The sequence below is a fragment of the Paraoerskovia marina genome (assembly GCF_900105445.1).
GTDB lineage: Bacteria > Actinomycetota > Actinomycetes > Actinomycetales > Cellulomonadaceae > Paraoerskovia > Paraoerskovia marina.
This window is the reverse complement of record NZ_LT629776.1, coordinates 660,723-680,436: the sequence shown is the minus strand read 5'-3', so window position 1 is coordinate 680,436 and position 19,714 is coordinate 660,723. Positions and strand designations below refer to the sequence as shown.

18 protein-coding genes are annotated in these 19,714 nt (G+C 66.6%); 11 read left to right on the top strand and 7 right to left on the bottom strand.

Going from position 1 to position 19,714, the window contains the following annotated elements; translation table 11 throughout:
• Positions 1-479: 479 nt before the first annotated feature.
• Genes BLU20_RS13655 through BLU20_RS03050 form a run of 3 tightly spaced genes read left to right on the top strand, consistent with a single transcriptional unit; the run spans position 480 to position 3,646 of the window.
• A complete protein-coding gene (locus BLU20_RS13655; protein WP_157270274.1) occupies positions 480-1,502 on the top strand; it encodes an ImmA/IrrE family metallo-endopeptidase in 1,023 nt (340 codons plus the stop codon).
• Entirely contained in the window at positions 1,499-3,274 is a 1,776-nt protein-coding gene (locus BLU20_RS03055; protein WP_231959271.1) for a DUF2075 domain-containing protein, read from the top strand. The genes BLU20_RS13655 and BLU20_RS03055 overlap by 4 nt, the downstream gene beginning before the upstream one ends.
• Before the next feature lie 12 nt (positions 3,275-3,286).
• Positions 3,287-3,646 carry a nucleotide pyrophosphohydrolase gene (locus tag BLU20_RS03050; protein WP_083371547.1) on the top strand — a complete coding sequence of 120 codons (360 nt, stop codon included), beginning with the start codon at positions 3,287-3,289 and terminating at the stop codon, positions 3,644-3,646.
• Positions 3,647-4,640: 994 nt separating this feature from the next.
• Here the strand turns inward: BLU20_RS03050 and BLU20_RS03040 are convergent.
• From BLU20_RS03040 to BLU20_RS03030, 3 genes are read right to left on the bottom strand one after another with little or no spacing between them, the layout of a single operon-like run.
• Complete coding sequence (locus tag BLU20_RS03040; protein ID WP_157270272.1) at positions 4,641-5,252, bottom strand: hypothetical protein; 612 nt, start codon at positions 5,250-5,252, stop codon at positions 4,641-4,643.
• A complete protein-coding gene (locus tag BLU20_RS03035; RefSeq protein WP_083371544.1) occupies positions 5,252-7,438 on the bottom strand; it encodes an NACHT domain-containing protein in 2,187 nt (728 codons plus the stop codon). Before BLU20_RS03035 ends, BLU20_RS03040 begins: the two co-directional genes overlap by 1 nt.
• A complete protein-coding gene (locus BLU20_RS03030; RefSeq protein ID WP_083371543.1) occupies positions 7,435-7,782 on the bottom strand; it encodes a hypothetical protein in 348 nt (115 codons plus the stop codon). The genes BLU20_RS03035 and BLU20_RS03030 overlap by 4 nt, the downstream gene beginning before the upstream one ends.
• Before the next feature lie 47 nt (positions 7,783-7,829).
• Between BLU20_RS03030 and BLU20_RS03025 the strand changes: the two genes are divergently transcribed.
• The gene (locus tag BLU20_RS03025) at positions 7,830-10,496 is read left to right on the top strand and encodes a hypothetical protein (protein ID WP_083371542.1); all 2,667 of its coding nucleotides are present in this window, start codon (positions 7,830-7,832) and stop codon (positions 10,494-10,496) included.
• A 3-nt stretch (positions 10,497-10,499) separates the two neighbouring features.
• Complete coding sequence (locus BLU20_RS03020) at positions 10,500-12,134, top strand: AAA family ATPase (RefSeq protein WP_083371541.1); 1,635 nt, start codon at positions 10,500-10,502, stop codon at positions 12,132-12,134.
• Positions 12,135-12,308: 174 nt separating this feature from the next.
• Here the strand turns inward: BLU20_RS03020 and BLU20_RS03015 are convergent, their stop codons facing one another.
• On the bottom strand, positions 12,309-12,689 hold the full coding sequence (locus BLU20_RS03015) for a hypothetical protein (RefSeq protein ID WP_083371540.1): 381 nt from the start codon (positions 12,687-12,689) through the stop codon (positions 12,309-12,311).
• Positions 12,690-12,877: 188 nt separating this feature from the next.
• Positions 12,878-13,504 (bottom strand): TetR/AcrR family transcriptional regulator, encoded by a 627-nt coding sequence (locus BLU20_RS03010; protein WP_083372882.1) that lies wholly within the window; start codon positions 13,502-13,504, stop codon positions 12,878-12,880.
• 60 nt (positions 13,505-13,564) lie between these two features.
• Here BLU20_RS03010 and BLU20_RS03005 point away from each other — a divergent pair, with 60 nt between their 5' ends.
• From BLU20_RS03005 to BLU20_RS02980, 6 genes are all read left to right on the top strand, one after another.
• The gene (locus tag BLU20_RS03005; RefSeq protein WP_083371539.1) at positions 13,565-14,050 is read left to right on the top strand and encodes a DUF4188 domain-containing protein; all 486 of its coding nucleotides are present in this window, start codon (positions 13,565-13,567) and stop codon (positions 14,048-14,050) included.
• Between the two features lie 139 nt (positions 14,051-14,189).
• Positions 14,190-14,630, top strand: coding sequence for a hypothetical protein (locus BLU20_RS03000; RefSeq protein WP_083371538.1), 441 nt, complete (start codon positions 14,190-14,192; stop codon positions 14,628-14,630).
• 268 nt (positions 14,631-14,898) lie between these two features.
• A complete protein-coding gene (locus BLU20_RS02995; protein ID WP_157270270.1) occupies positions 14,899-15,408 on the top strand; it encodes a DUF6318 family protein in 510 nt (169 codons plus the stop codon).
• Positions 15,405-16,244 carry a PKD domain-containing protein gene (locus BLU20_RS02990; RefSeq protein WP_083371536.1) on the top strand — a complete coding sequence of 280 codons (840 nt, stop codon included), beginning with the start codon at positions 15,405-15,407 and terminating at the stop codon, positions 16,242-16,244. The genes BLU20_RS02995 and BLU20_RS02990 overlap by 4 nt, the downstream gene beginning before the upstream one ends.
• A gap of 113 nt (positions 16,245-16,357) precedes the next feature.
• Positions 16,358-16,990: a DUF6318 family protein gene (locus tag BLU20_RS02985; RefSeq protein WP_083371535.1), complete on the top strand. Its 633-nt coding sequence runs from the start codon at positions 16,358-16,360 to the stop codon at positions 16,988-16,990.
• A gap of 339 nt (positions 16,991-17,329) precedes the next feature.
• Positions 17,330-17,962 carry a DUF6318 family protein gene (locus BLU20_RS02980; RefSeq protein ID WP_083371534.1) on the top strand — a complete coding sequence of 211 codons (633 nt, stop codon included), beginning with the start codon at positions 17,330-17,332 and terminating at the stop codon, positions 17,960-17,962.
• 208 nt (positions 17,963-18,170) lie between these two features.
• Here the strand turns inward: BLU20_RS02980 and BLU20_RS02975 are convergent, their stop codons facing one another.
• A complete protein-coding gene (locus BLU20_RS02975; RefSeq protein ID WP_083371533.1) occupies positions 18,171-18,899 on the bottom strand; it encodes a class F sortase in 729 nt (242 codons plus the stop codon).
• Complete coding sequence (locus tag BLU20_RS02970; protein WP_029253923.1) at positions 18,899-19,675, bottom strand: CHRD domain-containing protein; 777 nt, start codon at positions 19,673-19,675, stop codon at positions 18,899-18,901. Before BLU20_RS02970 ends, BLU20_RS02975 begins: the two co-directional genes overlap by 1 nt.
• Positions 19,676-19,714 lie beyond the last annotated feature (39 nt).

Below are 19,714 nucleotides of genomic sequence, written 5' to 3'. Positions count from 1 at the left end.
CGCGGCCGAGGCAGCGAGAGCCGCACCCAATCCCCAACTCCCCGAGACACTGGCGGAGGCTCGCGCGATGCGCACCAGACCGCCGGTGCAGAACCGAGAGGGGCATGGACAAGACAGGCGCGAGGTCTGCTTGTCGGTGGGGCCACGCTAACCTCTTGCTAACTCGCGCGCACCGACGCCGCGACGCAGTGAAAGGCAATAGACGTGCGTGCAGCCCCCTTGGACAAACCGCCGCTCGGAGCGTGGCACAGGCACGTGGTTCGCGCGTACGACAGGCGAGGGAAACCTCGAACCCGCGGTGTGTCCGCCGGCAAAAGTTCCGTTGCGTCAGCAATCCAACAACATCGAAGACACGCGTTCCAACTTGAGTCGGCCTCCTATCCGCTCGAAGAAACTGCAACCATTCCACCCTCACCTCATGTCCTTGACTTTAGAAAGGTGGTTCTCCCCCACCGCAGTTCGAATGGCGGACAAGAGTGGTGACTAACAGCCTTGGCCAGGAGGCCCTCGACCTCGATGGCGGAAGTCAATCCCTCTTTGCGCATTTCGATGGCGCGCATGTGTCACCTGAACGTCCGCCCCAACCCACCATGAATGAGGCGAAGGCTTCGATCGACGCACTCGTACGCGATGGCCTGCACTATCGATTCAGCAGCCAGTATCGCGACCTTGTGGAATTCATCAAACGATTCAGACAGTATTCGCCATTTAACGGACTACTTGTTCACCTCCAAGATCCAGGTGCCGCGTTTGTCGCAACGCCAGCGCACTGGCGAAGCAACTACGGCCGCAAGATCAGTGAACTCGCGCGGCCCATCGTGATTTTGCGACCCAAGGGCCCTGTCATGGTCGTCTTCGATGTTCGCCACACGGAACCGGATGGATCTGGCGGAGATCTTCCGCTCGGGGTGCTCGACCCAATGGCCGCAGCAGCCACGCTTCCAGATTACGAACTTCATGCGTGCTGGGAACGTCTCCTCGACAACGCCAAACGCGATGGCATTCGCATCAGGACCAAGGATGAAGGACACCACTCAGCAGGATATGCACGGGTGAGTGCTGGAGATTTGCTAGTCCGACCACCGTCACGACCAGGCGACATCGCCACAACTCACCCACTCCGATTCGACATCGTCGTGAATGCGAACGACCCAATCGCCGACCAACTCGCGACACTCTTGCACGAGCTCGGACATATCTACTGCGGACATCTAGGCACACGCAACCCCAAACACTGGGAAAGTCGACTCCTAGAAACCAAGGAGACGCGCGAGTTCGAGGCCGAGTCTGTCGCGTATATAGCAATGTCGCGATTTGACCCGAAGATTGTCATGGGAAGACATATATCGCAGATTGTAACGAGTATGAATGAGATTCCGCCGATTGGCCTTCAGGTCGTTCTAAGGACTGCGGGCCTCCTCATCGAGATGGCCACAAAGCGACTGCCTGATCGCTCTGACCCACCGCGTGCAGCTCGCCGATCAAGGAACGGAAACCAATGAGCACCGTGCCCCCTCCACGAAGCATGCCCCACATCGAAAAGACACCGTTCGATGCCCGAGCCATCCGCGCACTCAGTTCCCGCGACGGAAAACTTCGGAACTGGCCCGTCGTCTATACGATTAGTAGCGATAAGGACATCTACGTCGGCGAATCAATCAACGCAGTATCACGAATGCTACAGCACCTCGACACTGGCAAAGCGAAGCTCCTCAACGAAGCCCGAATAATTCTCGACCAGACTTTCAACAAGTCTGTCTGCCTCGACCTCGAATCATTTCTCATCCGCCTGTTCGCTGGCGATGGACAGTTCCAGGTTCTCAATCGGAACGACGGTGTTACTGACGCCGACTACTTCCAGCGAGATTATTACCGGGACGCATTCGAAGAAATCTTCAACGAGTTACGTGCCGATGGAATCTTCGAGAAGTCAATCTCAGAGATCGAGAACACCGACCTCTTCAAGCTCTCTCCGTTCAAGGCGCTAAACGTCGATCAAGAAATCGTCATCAACGATATCCTTGAGGGCCTCTTCGACGACCTGGCAATAAGTCGACAGAGTACAGCAGTCGTCGAAGGTGGGCCAGGAACGGGCAAAACGATCGTGGCGATCTATCTGCTCAAGCTCCTCAGTGATATCCGCAATCAAACAGACCAAGAAAACACAGAGGCCGAATCGCTCTTTGCCGAGTACTTCTTAGACGGATATCCCACCCTTCTCGCGGGCACCAAGGTCGGCCTCGTCGTCCCCCAGCAGTCGCTCCGAAAGTCCATTCAGAAGGTGTTTCGGCGTACGCCAGGTCTCGACGCATCGATGGTTGTCACGCCATTCGATGTGGCGAAGTCAAGCGTTGACTACGACTTCCTCGTCATCGACGAGGCACACCGCTTGGGTCAGTACGCTGCGCAGTCGTCAGGGCCAATGAACCTTCAGTTCCGGACCGCAAGCAGATCCGTCGTCCGGGACGGAGAGGACTGGAAGTCCTTAACCCAAATCGACTGGCTCATCCGCAGGAGCAAACATCAAGTCTTTCTGGTCGACGAAGGCCAAGGAGTTCGACCCAACGATGTGCCAGCTTCCGCACTCAAATCGCTGCGGTCAGCAACTGCTGACGGACGGACGTACAAGCTCCAGTCTCAGATGCGCGTTGCCGCCGGGGACGACTACCTCGGGTTCATCCGGGACGTGCTCAGCAGCCGTCCGCCACAGAGTCTCCCAATTTTCGAGAACTATGACCTCCGGTTCTTCGACGATATCGAAGCGATGGACGCGGAGATTCGCAAGCGCGACGAGGAGCACTCTCTCGCGCGCATGGTTGCCGGTTACGCGTGGCCCTGGAACTCCAAACCAAAGAGAGGATCGAAGCCGGACCCCTCGATTGCCGACATCAAAATCGGCGGCTACGAGCGTCGATGGAACGGTACCGATACCGACTGGATCAACTCCGAGGGCTCCGTCAACGAAGTCGGTTCGATCCACACCGTTCAGGGGTACGACCTGAACTACGCGGGAGTTATCATCGGGAACGACCTTTACTACAATCCGTCGACCCTCGATATCGAGTTCGATCGCTCGTGTTACTTCGACAAGAAGGGCAAGGCCAATAATAATCTACTGGGAATAGAGTATCGTGATAGCGACATCCTTGCCATGGTGAAGAATATTTACTCGGTTCTACTCACTCGCGGCATGCGCGGCACGTACGTTTATGTTTGCGACTCCGCACTGCGTGAGCACCTCCGTCCGTTCTTTCCAGCCACCCTTCGCGAGTAGAGGAGCTAACACATGCCCAGAAGTCTCAACTCATTGGCGGATCTTACCGCGGACCTTCGCGAGTTTGCCCGTGAGCGCGATTGGGAAAAGTTCCACGACCCGAAGTCGCTCGTGCTTGCACTGACTGGCGAAGTTGGCGAGTTGGCAGAATTGTTTCAGTGGTTGCCCGCCGAAAACGTCGAGCTGGAATTTCGAGACCCACGACGCAAGCAGCGTGCAGCCGAAGAAATAAGCGACGTGCTGACGTATCTCCTTCGACTAGCGGACGTTCTCGACATCGACGTCGAGGCTGCCGTTCGAGACAAGCTCGCGGACTCTCGAATAAGGTTTGCCGTCGATGATGTCTCAGGGGTCGCACCAGTGAAGGAATAGAATACCTAGTACGCAATCGGCCTGCACCAGCCGAACGCGGCCAGCGACGCTATCGCTCATTCGGCACGTGTGGCAACCACTTCCAGATTGTAGTGGTCTGAATTCTCGTCCCAGCGGAGCGTGGCACCCGCACCGCGCGCGGATGCTCCGCGGCAAGGTCCGACACGGCTGCGGCGATAGTTGGCAACTGCCAAGCGTGTATGCGGCTATACCTGCAACACTCGCGACCGGCGTCAGGCAGTCGACCGAGCGTCGGGCCATGCCGGGTACGCGGCCTCACAGCAAAGCTACGTCTCGAGCCTCGGGGGACCCATCCCATGATGGCTCGGGGCGGGCACCAGCCTTGCGTAGACCACTGGTCCGCGCGCTGCATCTCCTCGCCGTCGCGCCCGAGAAGCGGGTGCGCCTTGGGTTCGGGTGCGGGGTCGAAGAGGTACCGGGGTGCGTCGCCGAGGTCGCAGTCCCGGCGGGGGTCCGTGTATGAGGCCGGTCCGAACGACTCGACCACCCACTCTCCGGCGTCACTCTCGACCAGGTCGTACTCGTAGAGTTGTGGCGTGGTGTCCCCGGCCAGCTCGGCCGGGAGCCACCGGAAGACGTCGAGCGTGACCCCGGGTTCGCCGTCGCTCTCGTTCACGTCGATGACCTCGAGCATCGCCGGCGCCGGTACGACCACGGGATCGCGGTATGCCGTCTCGAGCGCGAGCCCGTCCGGCTCGGCTCAGGCTCTTCACCGGCAACCAGCACCAGGGCAGGCTCCCCGAGTTGGGGCGCGGTTCCTCCCCACAGCCTGAGAGGACCAAGGCAATCCCCACGGCACAGACGAGCCAGCGCATCCGCGCACCCACCGCAGGGATCTCGCCCTCGTCGACCGTCAGCATCTCCGTCATGGTCTCCCCGTCGTCAGTGGCGACACCAACCGCGACGGCACGAGCTCCCAGCGACTAGTCCGCAGCGGTTCGTCTCAACGCCATCCGGTTAGACGGCCAGGGCGTCACTGGCCGGGCCACTCCACGTGCTCGCCGTCGGGTCCGATGACGGGGTGGGTATTCGGCTCAGGAGCAGGATCGAACCGATACCGAGGAGCATCCTCGATATCGCACGTCACCAACGGACCAGGGTACGTGCCGTACGACGAGATCTCCCAGTCTCCAGAGTCCGTCTGCACGATGATGTACACGAACACGTGCGGTCCCGGCTCGCTTGCTGGCTCTCCCGGCAGTGATCGACAGACCTCCAGCTGAATGCGGTCGTCCGAGGTTTCGACGAAAGAGATGAGTCGTAGCGCCGCCGGGCCAGGGACGACGACCGGCTCCAAGCGGGCTGCTGTGACGCTAAGTGGCTCCACGAAGGACGACGGCATCGCCTTCTGCAGCTCCGGCCGTGAGAAGTCCCTCGCGTTCCACGACACCGCTCGCTCGAACTCCAGGTCACGGACCTTGTCGAAGAACTCGTCGTGATCGGCCGGCGGCGGCACTACACCGCTCGTGAGCACGAGCGACGGCGTCGTGGTATTCGGCCGCGTCCCTGGATCCTCTGAGCACGCGGCGAGTACCACAACGACGGAGCCTGCGATCATCAGCCCTCTGATGTTCAGTCGTCCCATCACGTCTCGGCCACGTCCTTCCACCTGGTGCGCTGATTGAGGTAGGCCGTGTTCACGGATTCGGCATCGGCCGAACCATGGAAGACGACACCCTCCTGCTTGAGCGAGGCCACCTGCTCCCGGTACCAATCGACGAACGCATCGGCACCTTCGGCTTGAGCGAGATAGATCTCAGCCCGCGCATTCTCGTGCGCACTCGAGTCGGCACTCGTGAGGATGTTGGCGATGTGCCCTTGAGTCGCACCGATAGCCGTATCCAGCAAGTACCCCGTCACCTTGGATCCGACCTCGGCACCGGGAACCGGGATTCCACCAAGAACCGCGGCTCGAGCTGCCGCCAGTTCCTCGTGCTCCATGTCTAGTCGGGCTGCGCGCTCAAGCCTGGCCGTGTCATCACCGGCATCTACGAGTGCGGCCGCTGTCACAAGACGGTCGTCGAAGTATGTGGTGTCCACGACTCCCGCACGAGCAGCATCGAGAGTCGCGCTCATCTCGAGCAACGCCCGCGCATCCACGAGCGCCGCGCCCGGCTCCGTGAGCGTCGCTGCCATGACCGAGCGAATCAACACTCCGTCACGAAGGGCGACTCCTGGATAGAAGCCGTCATCGGTCGCCACCAGGTCCGTCGGCTCGTCGCCTGTGCGCGTCTTCAGGATCGACGTCTCCATCAGCTCGTCGTACATGCTGACCACAGCCGCGGACATCGCGATCGACCCACGGGCCGTGACGTGGTCAGGATCGAGGCGGTCGTTTCCAGGCTGGGCGTCGCCGGTTAGACCTCTGAGCGCGTCGGACGAGGTCACGGCGACGTCCTCCCAGACCTTCTCGTCGTACGGCGGACTGTTGGGGCCGCCGGTCGCGTACTGGACCCCTGCGACCAGCGACGCCGGCCCCTCGAACCCGTCCCCGCTCGTCTGGGCGGACCAGTCTCGTGCCCAGAACCAATAGGCCCGACGTTCCTCACCGATCGAGCTCGACGACGCGTCGTCGTCCCGTCCCGGTTCCGTCAGCCAGGCCAGCGCTTCATCCGGATAGAGCGCCAAGGTCTGGAGGATGCGGCCGGCCGGGTCCTTCAGGCGGTCTCCTTCAAGATTTCCGCCCTCAGCCAGCAGTCTGCCTCCGCCGGCGTGGACGGGGTCGTCGTCCAACCACCCGCAGGCGCTTCCGCCGGTCTCGCGTTCCAGTGCATCGACCCGGATCGCCGCTGCGATCGTCACCTCCCGACCCATGGGGGCGTTGGCCGAGTCGCCGAAGAGGTACGCGACGACGCTTCGCCCTCCCGGTGCCTTCGCGGCCGTGAAGACCCCGTCGACGAACTCCGTGGCCTCTTTCCGGGAAAGCCGGACCGTTCCGAGCGACAGAGCACTTCGCAGAGATCCCGCGAGCGCCCGGGTACGCACGGAGGACTCCGCGTCGTGGGTTCGGACGCCGTCGCCGAGCCGTGCAAGAAGGGCCACGGCACCAGCCCCGCCGAGTGCCGCGGCAAACGTCTCTGCCGCCTGCGGGTTCTGCCCGCAGTGATCGAGGAAGGCCTGCAGTGCGCGAGCATCCTCGTCGTCTCCGGTGCCCGACGTGATCGAGCGGGCCACGACCACCATGCGCTCTGCCAGGACGTGCGGGGCCAGCGCATCCACGTCGTGGATGCCGACGCGCTCGAGCGCGCGAAGAGCGTCCGACCAGACCCCCGGGATCGCGAGCGCGGAGACGAGCGCGTCGTCCGCCGTCTGTCGCTCGTTCGCGACCTGCTCCAGCCGTCGGTCTGCCTCGTGCAGGTTCGAGTGGGCCGTGTCCAGGGCGTACTGGATCTGGGCAGCCGCCGCGGGTGACCCGTGGTCGGGCTGATACTGCAACGTGCCGATCCGTTGCAGTGCGGCGTCCTTGAGTGCCCGCGCCGCGGTGACTCGGGGCCGGAGGGCGGCAAGCGTGTCGGCGTACCGGTCGAGCGCGTGCTGACCGTCGTCGAACGCCGTCACCATCTCGCGAGCATCGGCGCGGAGGAGGCGTGCAACTCCACGCCATGCAGATGCCGCGCTTCCGTCCCACGCCGTCTCGGGGATCTGCTCTGCACCGTCGGCAGCCTCGGCCAACGCACCCAGGTCGTCACCGACACCGCGGAGCACGGCGGCCGCCGCAGACACTCCGACACCCTGCCCGAAGGCCGGGTCCTGCGCGTCCCAGGCGATCACGAGGTCGCCGCCGAGAGCTCGTGGTCCGCAGCCGCGTAGGCGTCGACCGAGCCGGCCGCGCCGTCGATCAGAGCGCCGGCGAGGCTCGACACACCGCTCAGGCGCGCCGTCGCCCAGAGTGCGTAGGTGTCGATCGCATCGCGAACGCGAACGCATCCGCAGTCGCCCGCGTCGAGCGTCACGCTCTCGGGCAACGCTGCTCGCAGCCTGACGACCGGTGCGCTCGCTGTAAAGATCTCACGCTCGTCGACTGTCAGCTTCTCCGCCAAGGTCTCCCCCTCATCGGCAGAGACCCTAGTCACGGAGGCACGAGCCCCCAGGAAGTTATCCACAGCCCCACCCATGACGGCGCCGTCGGTCCCACCCCCTACGCTCGTCCCAGGAGGCCCACATGACGACCATCACAGGCGGCGGTTCGAGCGCCGTCGGCGCGTCGACGCTGTCGGCGTGCGAGCGATTCCGCGGCACCGACCCCCTGGTCACCGGCGTACCGCGGCGCGCGCTGGCGGCGGACCTCGGGTTCCCGGACACCGCGGCCGGCATCCCGGAGGCGCGGTGGATGCGCGCGATGACGTTCGAGCGTCTGGTGCGCGACGAGGCGTTTGCCGCGCAGGTCACCACGACGACGGTCGGCGGCCTGGGGCTGGACCGTCCGGACGAGGTCGCGGTCGTCGACGCGCACTGCAGCCAGGCGGAGACCGTCCGGCTTCTGGAGGAGGCCCGCGACCGCGCGCGGTCGGACGGCGCGGACGGCGGTCCCCTGGCCACGCTGATCTACCAGCCCGAAGTCCCGTTCCCGGGCGTGACGGCACCGGACGCGACGCCGATCAAGCCGGACTTCCTTATCGTCACGGCGCGCACCGACGACGACGGCGCCTGGGTGGTCATGGGCGATGCGAAGGACTACGAGCGGGTCCGGTCGCGGATCGACGACGGACGCCTCCTCAAGGGGTACCTGCAGGTGGCGCTCGGTGCCGAGGCCCTCGATCGGTGGGCGCTGCGCCCCGACGGGCTCGAGGTCCACCGGTTCGGTGTCCTCGCGGTCCCGCGCAACGCGTACCTCCAGCCGACGGCGGTGCTCGAGGACCTGCGCGACCACCGGACCGAGGTTCGGTGGTTCCTCGACCAGCGGCTTGCCGCCGCCGCGAACCCGACCCCCGTCCCGACGGAACACCTCGTGGCGACGTTCGATCCGGCGTCGTGCGCCACCTGCAGCCTGTTCGCGTACTGCCGCAACGAGCTCCGCACGTCGGACGACGACGCGAGCCTGCGGATCGAGCTCGGCCTCGCCCCGGAGGACGACGGCCCCACCGCGAGCGCCGTGCTCCGGGCCACCCGCGAGGGCGTCGCGCAGCTGACCGGGCAGGGGCGGGTCGACGCCGTCGGCCTGCCGGGGACGGTGAACGTGGTGGTCGCGAAGTCCGACGCCGCGACGCTCGGCCTGCACGGAATCGCCCAGCAGCGGATGACGCCCGACGGTCCGACGCCGTGGGAGACCCGGGTGTTCGACGACCCGCAGTCGGACGCGACGCGCCGGACGGTGATGGCGCTGCTCGGCGAGGCCCTGGACGCCGCGAGCGCCGAGGCGGAGGGGGCGGTGCACGTCGTCGTGCCCGATCAGCAGACGGCGGACGTGCTCGCGACGGTCGCCGACGCCCTCGCGGGTGTGGAGCTGAGCCGCCTGCGGTGGGAGCGGGACCTGGAGCAGGGGCGCGAGGCACTGACGTTTGACGGCGAGCCGGCTCGGATCCCGCAGCCGCTCGGCGCGGTCGCGAGGGTCGCGGTCTCCTTCTTCCTGGAGGACGACCGGGCGCGGGCGCTGACGCTGCGCTCCCCCGTGGCCGACCTGCGTGCGGTGCTCGCCCGGCACGTCGTCGCGGGCGGGCCGGCGGTCGACTCGCTGCGCCTCGACTACCTGGCCACATGGGCGACTGCTACCGAGCCGCTCGACCACCGCGCGGTCGCCGACCACGTCGAGGCCCTGGTTTCGACACCGGGTGCGCGCCTGACCAACGTCCGCTCGGACGAGATCCACCACGCGCTCTCCGGGACGCGGGGCCGCAGCGGCCGACCCGCCGACCCGGAGCGGTACGCCGCCCTGGTGATAGATGAGCTGGCGTACAAGCAGGCGGTGGTGGACGACGTCGTCGCGCACCTCGGCACGCTCCCCACCTCCCGTGCGCGCGAGATGTACGAGGGTATCGAGTCCTCCGCGCAGGCGGTGTGGCGGCGGCGCGTGGAGCTGCACTCCTCGGACCTCGTGCGGTTCGGCCGCACCGCCCCGTTCTGGCGCAACGCGCTGGTGCCGATCATCGAGGCCGACAGCTCCTGCCGCGAGCAGCTGACCGCCGTCTCGCACCCGCAGCAGGCCGACGAGATGGCCGCCGACCCGAGCCACAAGTACCTGACCCGCGCGACGGTGACGTCGCTGGATCCGCTGGTGGTCGACGTCGAGAGCCGACGGTTCGGCCGGGCCTCCGGGGACGAGGCCGTCCGCGCGGTCCTGCTCCACACCAACGGCACGCCCGCGATCGAGAACGCCGTCTCGATCAAGCACCAGGGCGGCTCCTTCAAGATCGACGGCTTCAGCATCGGCCCGCTGCACCCGCACGACGACGGAACACGCCCTGTCGAGGTGGGTGCGCCGTCGCGCATGGTCTGGGAGCCGGAGGTGCCGCCCGCGCTGTCGGTGGGCGACGCGGTGGTCCTCGCGGACTTCGGATGGTTCGCGAAGACCAAGGGAAACCGGTACTTCTCCGTCCCCCGCCCGCCGGTGGACAAGACGCTCGCCCCGAAGGACGACTGCCAGCCCGGCTCGTACGCCGACGATCCCGAGAGCCACGGGTTCTGCTGCCGGCCGCACGAGATCGGCGAGGCCGAGTACTCCGACATCCTCGCCGAGCGCCGTGAGAACGACGAGCTCAACCCCCAGGCCTGGCCCCCGGTGCGCGACCTCGACGCGTTCGAGGTCCCGCCCGACGGTCTGCCCCGCGGCGACGCCACCACCAGTCCGCCCGAGACGCCGCCCGCCGACCTCACGATCAACGACCTGGAGTAGGCGATGACCCTCCCCTTCACCGTCCCGCCGCACGACGACGGGGCGCACCACGCGGAGGCCGCCGACGGGAACGCCGTGGTCGCCGAGGAGGCCGTGGCCGAGCTGCGACGGCTGCTGAACGGCCCCGACCGTCGAGACGAGGCCCCCGATCGTCGAGCCCGTCGAGACGAGGATCCCGATCGTCGAGCCCGTCGAGACGAGGAAGAAGGTCTCGACAAGCTCGACCAGCGCGACGACGGTCTCGACGAGCTCGACAAGCTCGACCACCGCATCCTCCTCAAGGCCGCCGCAGGAGCCGGCAAGTCGTTCGTCCTCAAGCGCCTCGTCGCGGAGGCGGTCGCGCACGAGCGCTGCACCCGCGTGGCGATCGTCGCGTTCACCAACAAGCAGACGTGGCCTCTCGCGCTGTCCCTCACAAACACGCTGGGCCGGGAGGCTGTCTGCCTCTTCGCCGCGGCGGGCGCGCTCGCGAAGCTCCCGGACGAGGTGGCCGACCGTGTGACCGTCGCGACGTCGGCCAAGGAGATCCCGCCCGAGTGCCAGGTGATCATCTCCACCGTCCACAAGCTCGGCGTCTTCCACGAGCTGACTCGCCACCTCGACCTGCTGGGCCCGGCCGCGAACGGCGAGACCCCCTACGACGTCCTGTTCGTCGACGAGGCGTGGCAGATCCCCCACCACCTGTTCACCAAGGTGTCCAAGGCGGCGCACCTGTGGGTGGGGGTGGGCGACGTGGGGCAGCTCTCCCCGCTGGAGATCGGCGACAACCCGTGGCGCGGCGACAGCGGGTACAACCCGTACCGGGCGTGGCCCACGGCGTACGACGACGACGAGAACACGTGGGCGCGGGAGCTCCCGACGGTCTGGCGTCCCGCCGTCGGGCACCTGGGGCTCTGGCGACGGTTCTACCCCGAGTGGTCGACGCTGAACTGCGTGGCCGGGCCCGGGGACCGAGGGCTCGAGGTCGGCGACCTGCCGCCGGCGGTGGCCGCGATCTGGGAGCACGTCGGGACCGGGGTGCCCACGCTCGTGGAGATCGACGGGCTCGAGGCGCCCGACGCCCCCGACATCGACCTGCCTCTGATGCTCGCGGCAGAGTCGCTGATCGACCAACTCTTCGCCGCCGGGTTCGCGCTCACGACCGCCGCGTACGACGCGCGGGCAAACCCCACCGGCAAGATCATGCGCCGCGGTCCCGGCGACCCGTCCGACGATGCGCTGATCGCCGTCCTCGCCACCCGCGGACTCGCCGTCGAGGACGCGACCGACGCCGTCGAACGCCTCCGCGAGCACCACGGCCTCCTCGAGAGCGACATCCTCGCCTCCACCGTCGACTCGTACCAGGGCCAGACCAACGGCATCACGGTGGCGATCCACCCGCTCAACGGAGCCACCGGGCTCGACGCGTTCAACTCGGAGTTCGGACGACTCGCGGTCACGTGCACCCGTGCCACGCACGGACTGCTGATGCTCGCGCGCCCCGGGCTCGACACGCTCCTGGACGAGGCCCCCGCCCGCCCGGGGACCCCGTTCGGCGAGCCCGGGAACCGGAGCCTGCCGCGGCAGACGCACCGGTCGATCCTCGAGGCGTTCGGGCGCGTCAGAGTGGATTCTCGGGACGTGCTCTCTTTCGAATAGGCACAAAACTGCTGAACGAAAAATGCGCGCCGATTGAGCGGCGGATTGCCCGCCTTCAGAAAATCCGAAACTGGACGATCCAGATCCACCTGGTCGATGAAATCAGAAGCTGAGACGGAAGTTCTCGATCGAACTCACGCTCCGACCGCCGAAAGGTCAGCGACGCGCCGAGGGTCAGTCGATGCTTGTGTTGCTCCATTCGATCTTCTTGATGCCGGGCTTTTCGCTATCAAACCGCACAGTGTGGACAGAACGCTTGCTGCTGTAGATCATGAGGCGGTAGCGGTCTCCGGTCTCGTCCGTGAAGGCAAGGTAGAGGCTGCCGCCGAAGACGGCGTGCGGGCCCTCCGCGTCGACATTGAGCACGTGGTCGTAGAACCCCGGCGAGCCTGTGAGCGTGATCCCGTGGACGCAGGCACTGTCGTTGCCCGTGATGCAGGAACTGAGGTCAGTGTTTCCGTTGAGGCGAACCTCTTGGTTCAGCTGCAACGGATGCCCCGCCGTCGCCGAAGAATTCTCTCCGCACGATCCTTCGAAATCCGCAATACCAGACATAGCTCACACCTCATCGTTGAGTTGTCACACCGAAATTCTCACGGTAGTCGAATTACTGCAGTACTGCAGGAGGGAAATATCTCCGACTACTCACCTGAGCCTCCTCGACAGATGTGTGGACCGCGGCATTCCCACGTAGGCACCCCGCACGCCAGCACGTTCAACGCTTGCGCGCCGACACTTTCGACTCAGCCGTACGCACGCTCGGCAGCCGAAAACGACACCCCTCGGACGACGGCGCGCATCGTCGCCTCGGCGAGCGTCTGCTGCGCGTCACGGTCGTCTCCGACGAGCCCGGAGAGCGTGAGCGAGATCGGTCCGTGGACGGCGGCCCAGAGCAAACCGACGAGTACCGACGGGGCCTCAGATCGCAGACTCCCGTCAGCGAGACCGCGTTCGACGGCGGCATAAAGCGGACCCATGGCCCCCCGCGCAGCAGCCGTGGGCGGCTCGCACTCGATCCCCGTGGCCTGGCCGAAGGCGACGGCGTAGAGGTCGGGATGGCTGCTGCCCCACGTCCAGTACGCCCGCCCGAGCGCTAGCAGCTCCTCCGGAACACCGACCTCCTGTGCGGCGCACCGCGACGCGGCGTCCCGCTGCGAGGCTCCGAAGCTCTCGAACGCCGCATCGAGGACCGCCCCGAGCAGCGCGGGCTTTCCGCCGAACAGGGAGTAGACGGCGCTCGTCGACGTGCCCTCAGCGGCGGCCAGACCGCGCAGCGAGAGCGCCTCGGCGCCGCCCGCCCCGATGATCTGAGAGGCGCGTTCGACGAGGCGAGTGCGGAGGTCGTCGTCGTGAACTCTGGCGCGGGGCATGCTCACAGGCTAACGTAACGTCGTTACATAACACCGTTACGAACCTCAGAGGAGACCTCTATGCCCGCTCGAGCCGTCCACACAGGACGATGGACCACCGGCCCCGCCGAACAGAGCAACGCCGGCGCGATGCTCCTGATCGGGATGCGGGCCAACACCCTGCGAGGGCTGCTCCGAGCACGCCGGGTCGGCCGTGCGATGGGCGCGATGCAGGCCGAGCTGCACGCCCACCCGGAGACAGGCTTCCTCAGCGGGGAGAACTGGTTCGCACGCACGACCATCCTCGTCTCCTACTGGCGCGACGTCGCCGCCGTCCAGGCCTACGCCAGTCAGCCGGACGGGCTGCACCTTCCCGCGTGGCGCGAGTACGTCCGCCTGATCGGCGCTACCCGTGACCTCGGCGTGTGGCATGAGCTCTACGACCTGCGGTCCGGCGGCAGCGAGGCGGTCTACGTGAACATGCCACGCTTCGGCCGGGCCAACGCCGACGGGCACCGCGAGGTCGCAGCGGGGCTGAACACGTCATCGCAGCGCATGCGCGCCTGAGGCCAGCCCTCCAGGGAGCCACCAGGGGCGCCGCTGCGCTATCTTTTGGCAAGATCGTTCATGGTTCTCGGGTGCTGAGCCCGCGCGCGATCCGACGTGAGAGCAGAACGACCCACAGGCCCTTCCTAAGGAGACCGTCATGCGCAGCAGTGCCCGAACACGCGCTCTTCTGCTCGCGGTCCTCGCGGGCATCGTCGTCCCACTGGCGGCCGGCTGCTCGCCCGGCGAGACCGCGACGACGGCGGACGGCGCCTGCGAGGCCGCCCGTGTCTCGGTGGAGCCAGGGCCGGTCGCACCCGGCAAGATTCTCAGGATCACCGGGCAGGGGTACGTCGACGGCTGTGCCGACAACCCGGAGGTCGTGGACGGCACGCTGGCCCCGGACGAGTCCAGCACGGCGATGTCCGACATCTCGGTTGTCTGGTCCCAGGGTGACGTCGAGATCGAGCTCGGCCGCGTCGACGCTGGCCCCGACGGCGAGTGGTCCCTCGACGCGACCGCCCCACCAGATGCCCAGTCGGGCGAGGCACAGATCGGGGCAGGGACGAGCGAACCCGCCACGGTCACCGTCACCCCGTAGAGGCGCGCACCGCTGCCCTCACGGAGCGCTGTCCTTCTCCGTCACATCGTACGCCCAGGAGTTATCCACAGCCCCTCCGCGGGCAGGTGTTCATTCTCGCTACCGTGCGCGGACTGTCGCCTGCTGAGGAGTTCCCATGCGCGTCCGACGTCGCACGCTCGCCCTTGTCCTGCCCGCCGCCCTGGTCCTCGGTCTGGGAGGCTGCTCGTCTGCCGACGAACCCGAGCCCGGTTCGGGTGTCACCACGAGTGCGGCACCGACCGCGTCGGTGTCCGAGACGCCTGAGACGCCCGAGCCAACCGAGAGCCCGGAGCCGGAACCGACCGAGACCGGCCCGACGCCGCCACCACGCCCGGCGGCGATGGACGACACCGGCAAGAAGGGCGCGCAGGCTGCGGCCGAGTACTTCATTTCATTGCTCGGCTACGCGTTTCAGTCGGGCGAATCCGAATCCATTCGAGAGATGTCCCTGTCCGCCACGTGCATCTCCTGCGAGAACTTCGCTGAACGAGCGGACTCACACCGCGATAGTGACTACGTGGTCGTCGGCGGCGAGACCACTCTCTCCGGATTGAAGGTCAGCGATCGGGATCCACTCACAGGTGGCTTCGCAGTCAGCGGCGCGTTCGAGACGAGTGAGATGGCCGTCTCGACGTCCGATGGTGAGAACGTCGGCGTGTCGAGGTCCGACGACGGCTTCATTCAGATCGACGTTCTACATGACGAGAACACGTGGCGCGTCATGGCCGTCGTCACCGACCAGGACTCTGCAGAATGACGTGGCTTCTCGCGCTGAGCGTACTTTTCACCACGCCGGAACCACCTCCTCTCTTGAACGGCGACACGCAGGCGCAACAGGTCGCGATCTATGCGGAAGACTCGACGATCTACAGCGCCGCGCCGGTGAGTTCATCGCCGACGACGGTGCGATACCACCGCTTCCCGGTCTTTGCGTGCATCAACCCCGAAGCCCAACGCTCCCCCGAGATCGCCGCGACCTGCGCCGCAGCGCTGGCCCTGGGCGAGCTACCCGAGTGCACCGACGACGAGATCCTCCTCGACCCGCTCTTCGTCTCCACCCGCGACAACGACACCGCCCCCTGGAGCACCTGGACCCTGGCCTCGGGCCCCGAGTGCATCGGCCCCGCCGACCTCGCCGACGAAGCCGCCCGCGCCTTCCACGAAATGCAGATCCAACCCGCAACCCTCAACGTCCAACCACCCAACGGCTGGACCATCGTCCACTTCGACACCATCGTCCACACCCAGAACCCCGACGAAGCAGCCCAAGAAACCACCACCGAGCTCCTCGGCACCCCCGTCCAGATCCGCGCCCAACCCACCGAGTACACCTGGGACTTCGGCGACGGCACCACCCAGACCACCAACGACCCAGGCAAGCCCTACCCCGACCACACCATCACCCACCAATACACCGACCTGCAGACCTACACCATCACCCTGACCACCCAATGGACCGGCCAATACCGCATCACCGGAGCCACCACCTGGACCGACGTCCCCGGCACCGCCACCACCACCTCCACCAGCAACCCCCTCGACGTCCTCGAACTCACCCCACGACTCGTCACCGACCCCCTCGCCCAGTACTGACGACACGAGGGGATCGAAGAACTCGGACCAGGCCCTCGCTATCCACAGCCCCTCCGCGGACAGGTGTCGATTCTCGCTACCGTGCCCGGACTGTCACCTGCTGAGGAGTTCCCATGCGCGTCCGACGTCGCACGCTCGCCCTTGCCCTGCCCGTCGCCCTGATCCTCGGTCTGGGAGGCTGCACGTCCGACGACGAACCCGAGCCAGGAGCGAGCGCCACCACGACCACGGCACCGACCGCGCCAGCGTCCGAGACGACCGAGCCCACCGAGAGCCCCGAGCCGGAACCCACCGCGACCGGCCCGACACCGCCGCCACGGCCGGTGGCGATGGACGCCACCGGTAAGAAGGGCGCGCGAGCTGCGGCTGAGTACTTCATTGCGCTCGTCACGTATGCGTATGCCACCGGCGACGTCTCGCAGCTTGAAGAGATGGCATACCCCTCGACATGTACAGCGTGCAGTTCGATTATCAAGGAGGCGGCGAAGGTCGAAACTGACGGGTACTCCTCAACATGGGGAGAAACCAAGCTCTGGGATTTCGAAGTGAGTGACAAGGACTCGCTCACTGGCGGCTTCGCCGTCACTATGGCGTTTTCAGAGCCAGCCGGCGAGCTTCGAGACGCGTCTGGAAAGATCCTCGACGAGTGGGAGTACGACGACGGCTGGATGCAGTTCGATGCCATGCACGATGGAACCCGCTGGCGTGCTTTGGCCATCGTTACTGACCAGGACGCAGCGGAGTGAAAGCGTCTGCACTTGCCTCCGCGCTCGTTTCGATCACTTTGATCCCGTTCGGATGGTCGCCGCAGACGGAGGGCTCATCAGTCGTCGTTGGCTTTGAGCTCGCGACGCGCTACCCGAGTGCATCGGACCCGCCGACCTCGCCGACGAAGCCGCCCGAGCCTTCCACGAGTTGCTACTCCAACCTGCAGTCCAAGAGCCCGGTACCGAGCTCCTCGAACAGAAGTAGCGGCACGAAGGAGACGGTGAACGTAAAGCAGGCCTTCGTTATCCACAGCCCCTCCGCGGACAGGCCTTGATTCTCGCTACCGTGCGCGGACTGTCGCCTGCTGAGGAGTTCCCATGCGCGTCCGACGCCGCACGCCCGCCCTTGTCCTGCCCGTCGCCCTGGTCGTCGGACTGGGCGCTTGTTCGTCCGACGACGAACCCGAGCCCGGGGCGAGCGCCACCACGAGCGCGGCACCGACCGCATCGGTGTCCGAGACGCCTGAGCCGACCGAGAGCCCGGAGCCGGAACCCGCCGAGACCGGACCGACGCCGCCACCACGCCCGGCGGCGATGGACGACACCGGCAAGAAGGGCGCGCAGGCTGCAGCGGAGTACTTCATCGCGCTCACTACCTACGCCAGCACGACGGGTGAGACGACCGAACTGGCGGCGATGTCGAACGACGGCACGTGCGGATTCTGCGTCGCCGTCGTCGAGGAAGCGGAGGAGTACGAAACCTCCGGCTACACGGTCACGGGCGGTGCCACCGAGATATCTGACCTTCAGACCGGCGACAAGGACTCGTTGACCGGGGGATACGCCGTCACGGCCGCATTCTCAGCAGACGAACGAACGGTCCACGACGCGTCCGGCACCGAAGTCGACAGGTGGGATCGTGACACGGGATTTCTCCAGATCGATCTCGTTCATGACGGTTCAAGCTGGCGCACACTCGCTCTCACCACCGACCAGGGCGAAGCGGGATGACGGTCCTGCTGACAGCGGGCCCTGACCACCCAATGGACCGGCCAATACCGCATCGCCGAAGCCACCACCTGGACCGACGTCCCCGGCATCGCCACCACCACCTCTACCAGCAACCCCCTCGACCTCCTCGAACTCACCCCACGACTCGTCACCGACCCCCTCGCCCAGTACTGACGACACAAGGGGGTCGGTGATCTCGGACGGGGCGCTACTCCGCGAGGTGCGCGTACACCACCGTGTTGTCGCGGTAGTGCCCGATCTCGGGGTCCCACGACCCGCCGCACGTGATCACGCGGAGCTCTGGACTCTCCGTGTTCCCGTAGACGGCGAGCGTCGGGAACTCGTTCTTCGGGTACTGCTCGACGCGGTCGACGACGTAGCTGACCGTGCTGCCGTCTTCGCGCCCGACGTCGATGGTCGCGCCGGGCTCCACGGTCGCGAGGTCGTAGAACACCGACTCGCCGTTCACGCTGTCGACGTGCCCCTCGATCACTGCCGGCCCCACCGCACCGGGGCGGGGGGAACCGTCGAACCAGGCGGCGGTGTCGACGTCGTCGCCCTCGGGGACAGCGACCGTCCCGTCGGCGTTGAGACCGAGGTGGAGTAGGTCCGAGGCGACGTCGATCGACGGGATCGAGACCTCGGTCGGCAGCGGTTGCGCGGCGGTGGCCTCGACGGGCGGGGTCTCGACAGGCTCGACCGGCGTGGTCGGCTCGTCGGTCTCGACAGGCTCGACCGGCGACGGGGTCTCGACAGGCTCGACCGGCGACTCGACCGCCGACGGCGGCGCAGACTGCTGTCCGGCGACCCCGACGGCCACCGCGGCCACCCCACTGACGAGGAGGGCGACCGCGGCGACCAGGAGGACCGGCCGACGACGCCGGGCCCGGGAGCCCGGCGTCGTCCCGGCCTCCTCGGGCCGGGCGTCGTCACTCATCAGCTGTCCGTGCGCGTGGAACGACGGCGCAGGAGCAGTCCGCCACCGACGGCTGCGGCGGCGCCACCGGCGACCAGCAGTCCGAGGTGCTCGATGCCTTGGGTCTGACCGCCACCGGTCTGGACGCCACCCTCAGGCATGTCGGTCATCTGCGAGGCGCTGACGATTCCGCAGAGCGCGGGGTCGGTCGCCTCGGCGGGCAGCGACGGGTCGAGGTCTGACATCACGTCGCCGTCGTAGGCGCCGGAGCCGTCGTAGTCGACGCCGTGCACGACGACGGCCGCGTCACCCGCGAGGATGTCGTCGGCGAGGTCCTGGGAGACCTCGATCTCGCCGCGCTCGTAGGAGATGCTGCCGCCCTCGGCGGTGTCGAAGCGGTCGATCGCGAGCGCCGAGTCCGGCGACGTGTCGCCGGACGTTGTGAGCGACACCTGGACGGTGCCGTACGAGGGGACGCCCTCGGTGGTGGTGATGGTGCCGGAGCCGTCCGCGTCGTCGTCGGCGGTGGGGCACTGGTTGGCGGCGTCGGAGCCGTAGTGGATGTGCGCGGCGTGCGGGCTGCCGGCGAGGAGTCCGTTCGCCTCGACCTCGACCTTGAGCGTGGTGCCGTCGACCCAGACCATGGCGGTCCCGGAGCCGTCGACGCCGTTGAGCGGGACGGGTGACAGGTCGCCCTGTCCGGTGCCGGTCTCGGCGGACGCGGGTGCGGCGACGGCGAACATCGCGGTGAGTGCGAGTGCGGGTGCCGCGAGTGCGGTACGGGTGCGTGCCTTCATGGTCGTTTCCCTCCGTTCTGTGGCGTCCCGAATCTCGGG

Excerpts from the sequence above, each read along its gene's own strand:
- BLU20_RS02970 (WP_029253923.1), bottom strand. The coding sequence starts at position 19,675 with ATGAAGGCACGCACCCGTACCGCACTCGCGGCACCCGCACTCGCACTC.
- BLU20_RS03010 (WP_083372882.1), bottom strand. The coding sequence starts at position 13,504 with ATGCCCCGCGCCAGAGTTCACGACGACGACCTCCGCACTCGCCTCGTC.
- BLU20_RS03000 (WP_083371538.1), top strand. The coding sequence starts at position 14,190 with ATGCGCAGCAGTGCCCGAACACGCGCTCTTCTGCTCGCGGTCCTCGCG.
- BLU20_RS02990 (WP_083371536.1), top strand. The coding sequence starts at position 15,405 with ATGACGTGGCTTCTCGCGCTGAGCGTACTTTTCACCACGCCGGAACCA.
- BLU20_RS03015 (WP_083371540.1), bottom strand. The coding sequence starts at position 12,689 with ATGTCTGGTATTGCGGATTTCGAAGGATCGTGCGGAGAGAATTCTTCG.
- BLU20_RS03040 (WP_157270272.1), bottom strand. The coding sequence starts at position 5,252 with ATGGGACGACTGAACATCAGAGGGCTGATGATCGCAGGCTCCGTCGTT.
- BLU20_RS03030 (WP_083371543.1), bottom strand. The coding sequence starts at position 7,782 with ATGGGTGGGGCTGTGGATAACTTCCTGGGGGCTCGTGCCTCCGTGACT.
- BLU20_RS03025 (WP_083371542.1), top strand. The coding sequence starts at position 7,830 with ATGACGACCATCACAGGCGGCGGTTCGAGCGCCGTCGGCGCGTCGACG.
- BLU20_RS02975 (WP_083371533.1), bottom strand. The coding sequence starts at position 18,899 with ATGAGTGACGACGCCCGGCCCGAGGAGGCCGGGACGACGCCGGGCTCC.
- BLU20_RS02980 (WP_083371534.1), top strand. The coding sequence starts at position 17,330 with ATGCGCGTCCGACGCCGCACGCCCGCCCTTGTCCTGCCCGTCGCCCTG.
- BLU20_RS03050 (WP_083371547.1), top strand. The coding sequence starts at position 3,287 with ATGCCCAGAAGTCTCAACTCATTGGCGGATCTTACCGCGGACCTTCGC.
- BLU20_RS03055 (WP_231959271.1), top strand. The coding sequence starts at position 1,499 with ATGAGCACCGTGCCCCCTCCACGAAGCATGCCCCACATCGAAAAGACA.
- BLU20_RS03020 (WP_083371541.1), top strand. The coding sequence starts at position 10,500 with ATGACCCTCCCCTTCACCGTCCCGCCGCACGACGACGGGGCGCACCAC.
- BLU20_RS02985 (WP_083371535.1), top strand. The coding sequence starts at position 16,358 with ATGCGCGTCCGACGTCGCACGCTCGCCCTTGCCCTGCCCGTCGCCCTG.
- BLU20_RS03005 (WP_083371539.1), top strand. The coding sequence starts at position 13,565 with ATGCCCGCTCGAGCCGTCCACACAGGACGATGGACCACCGGCCCCGCC.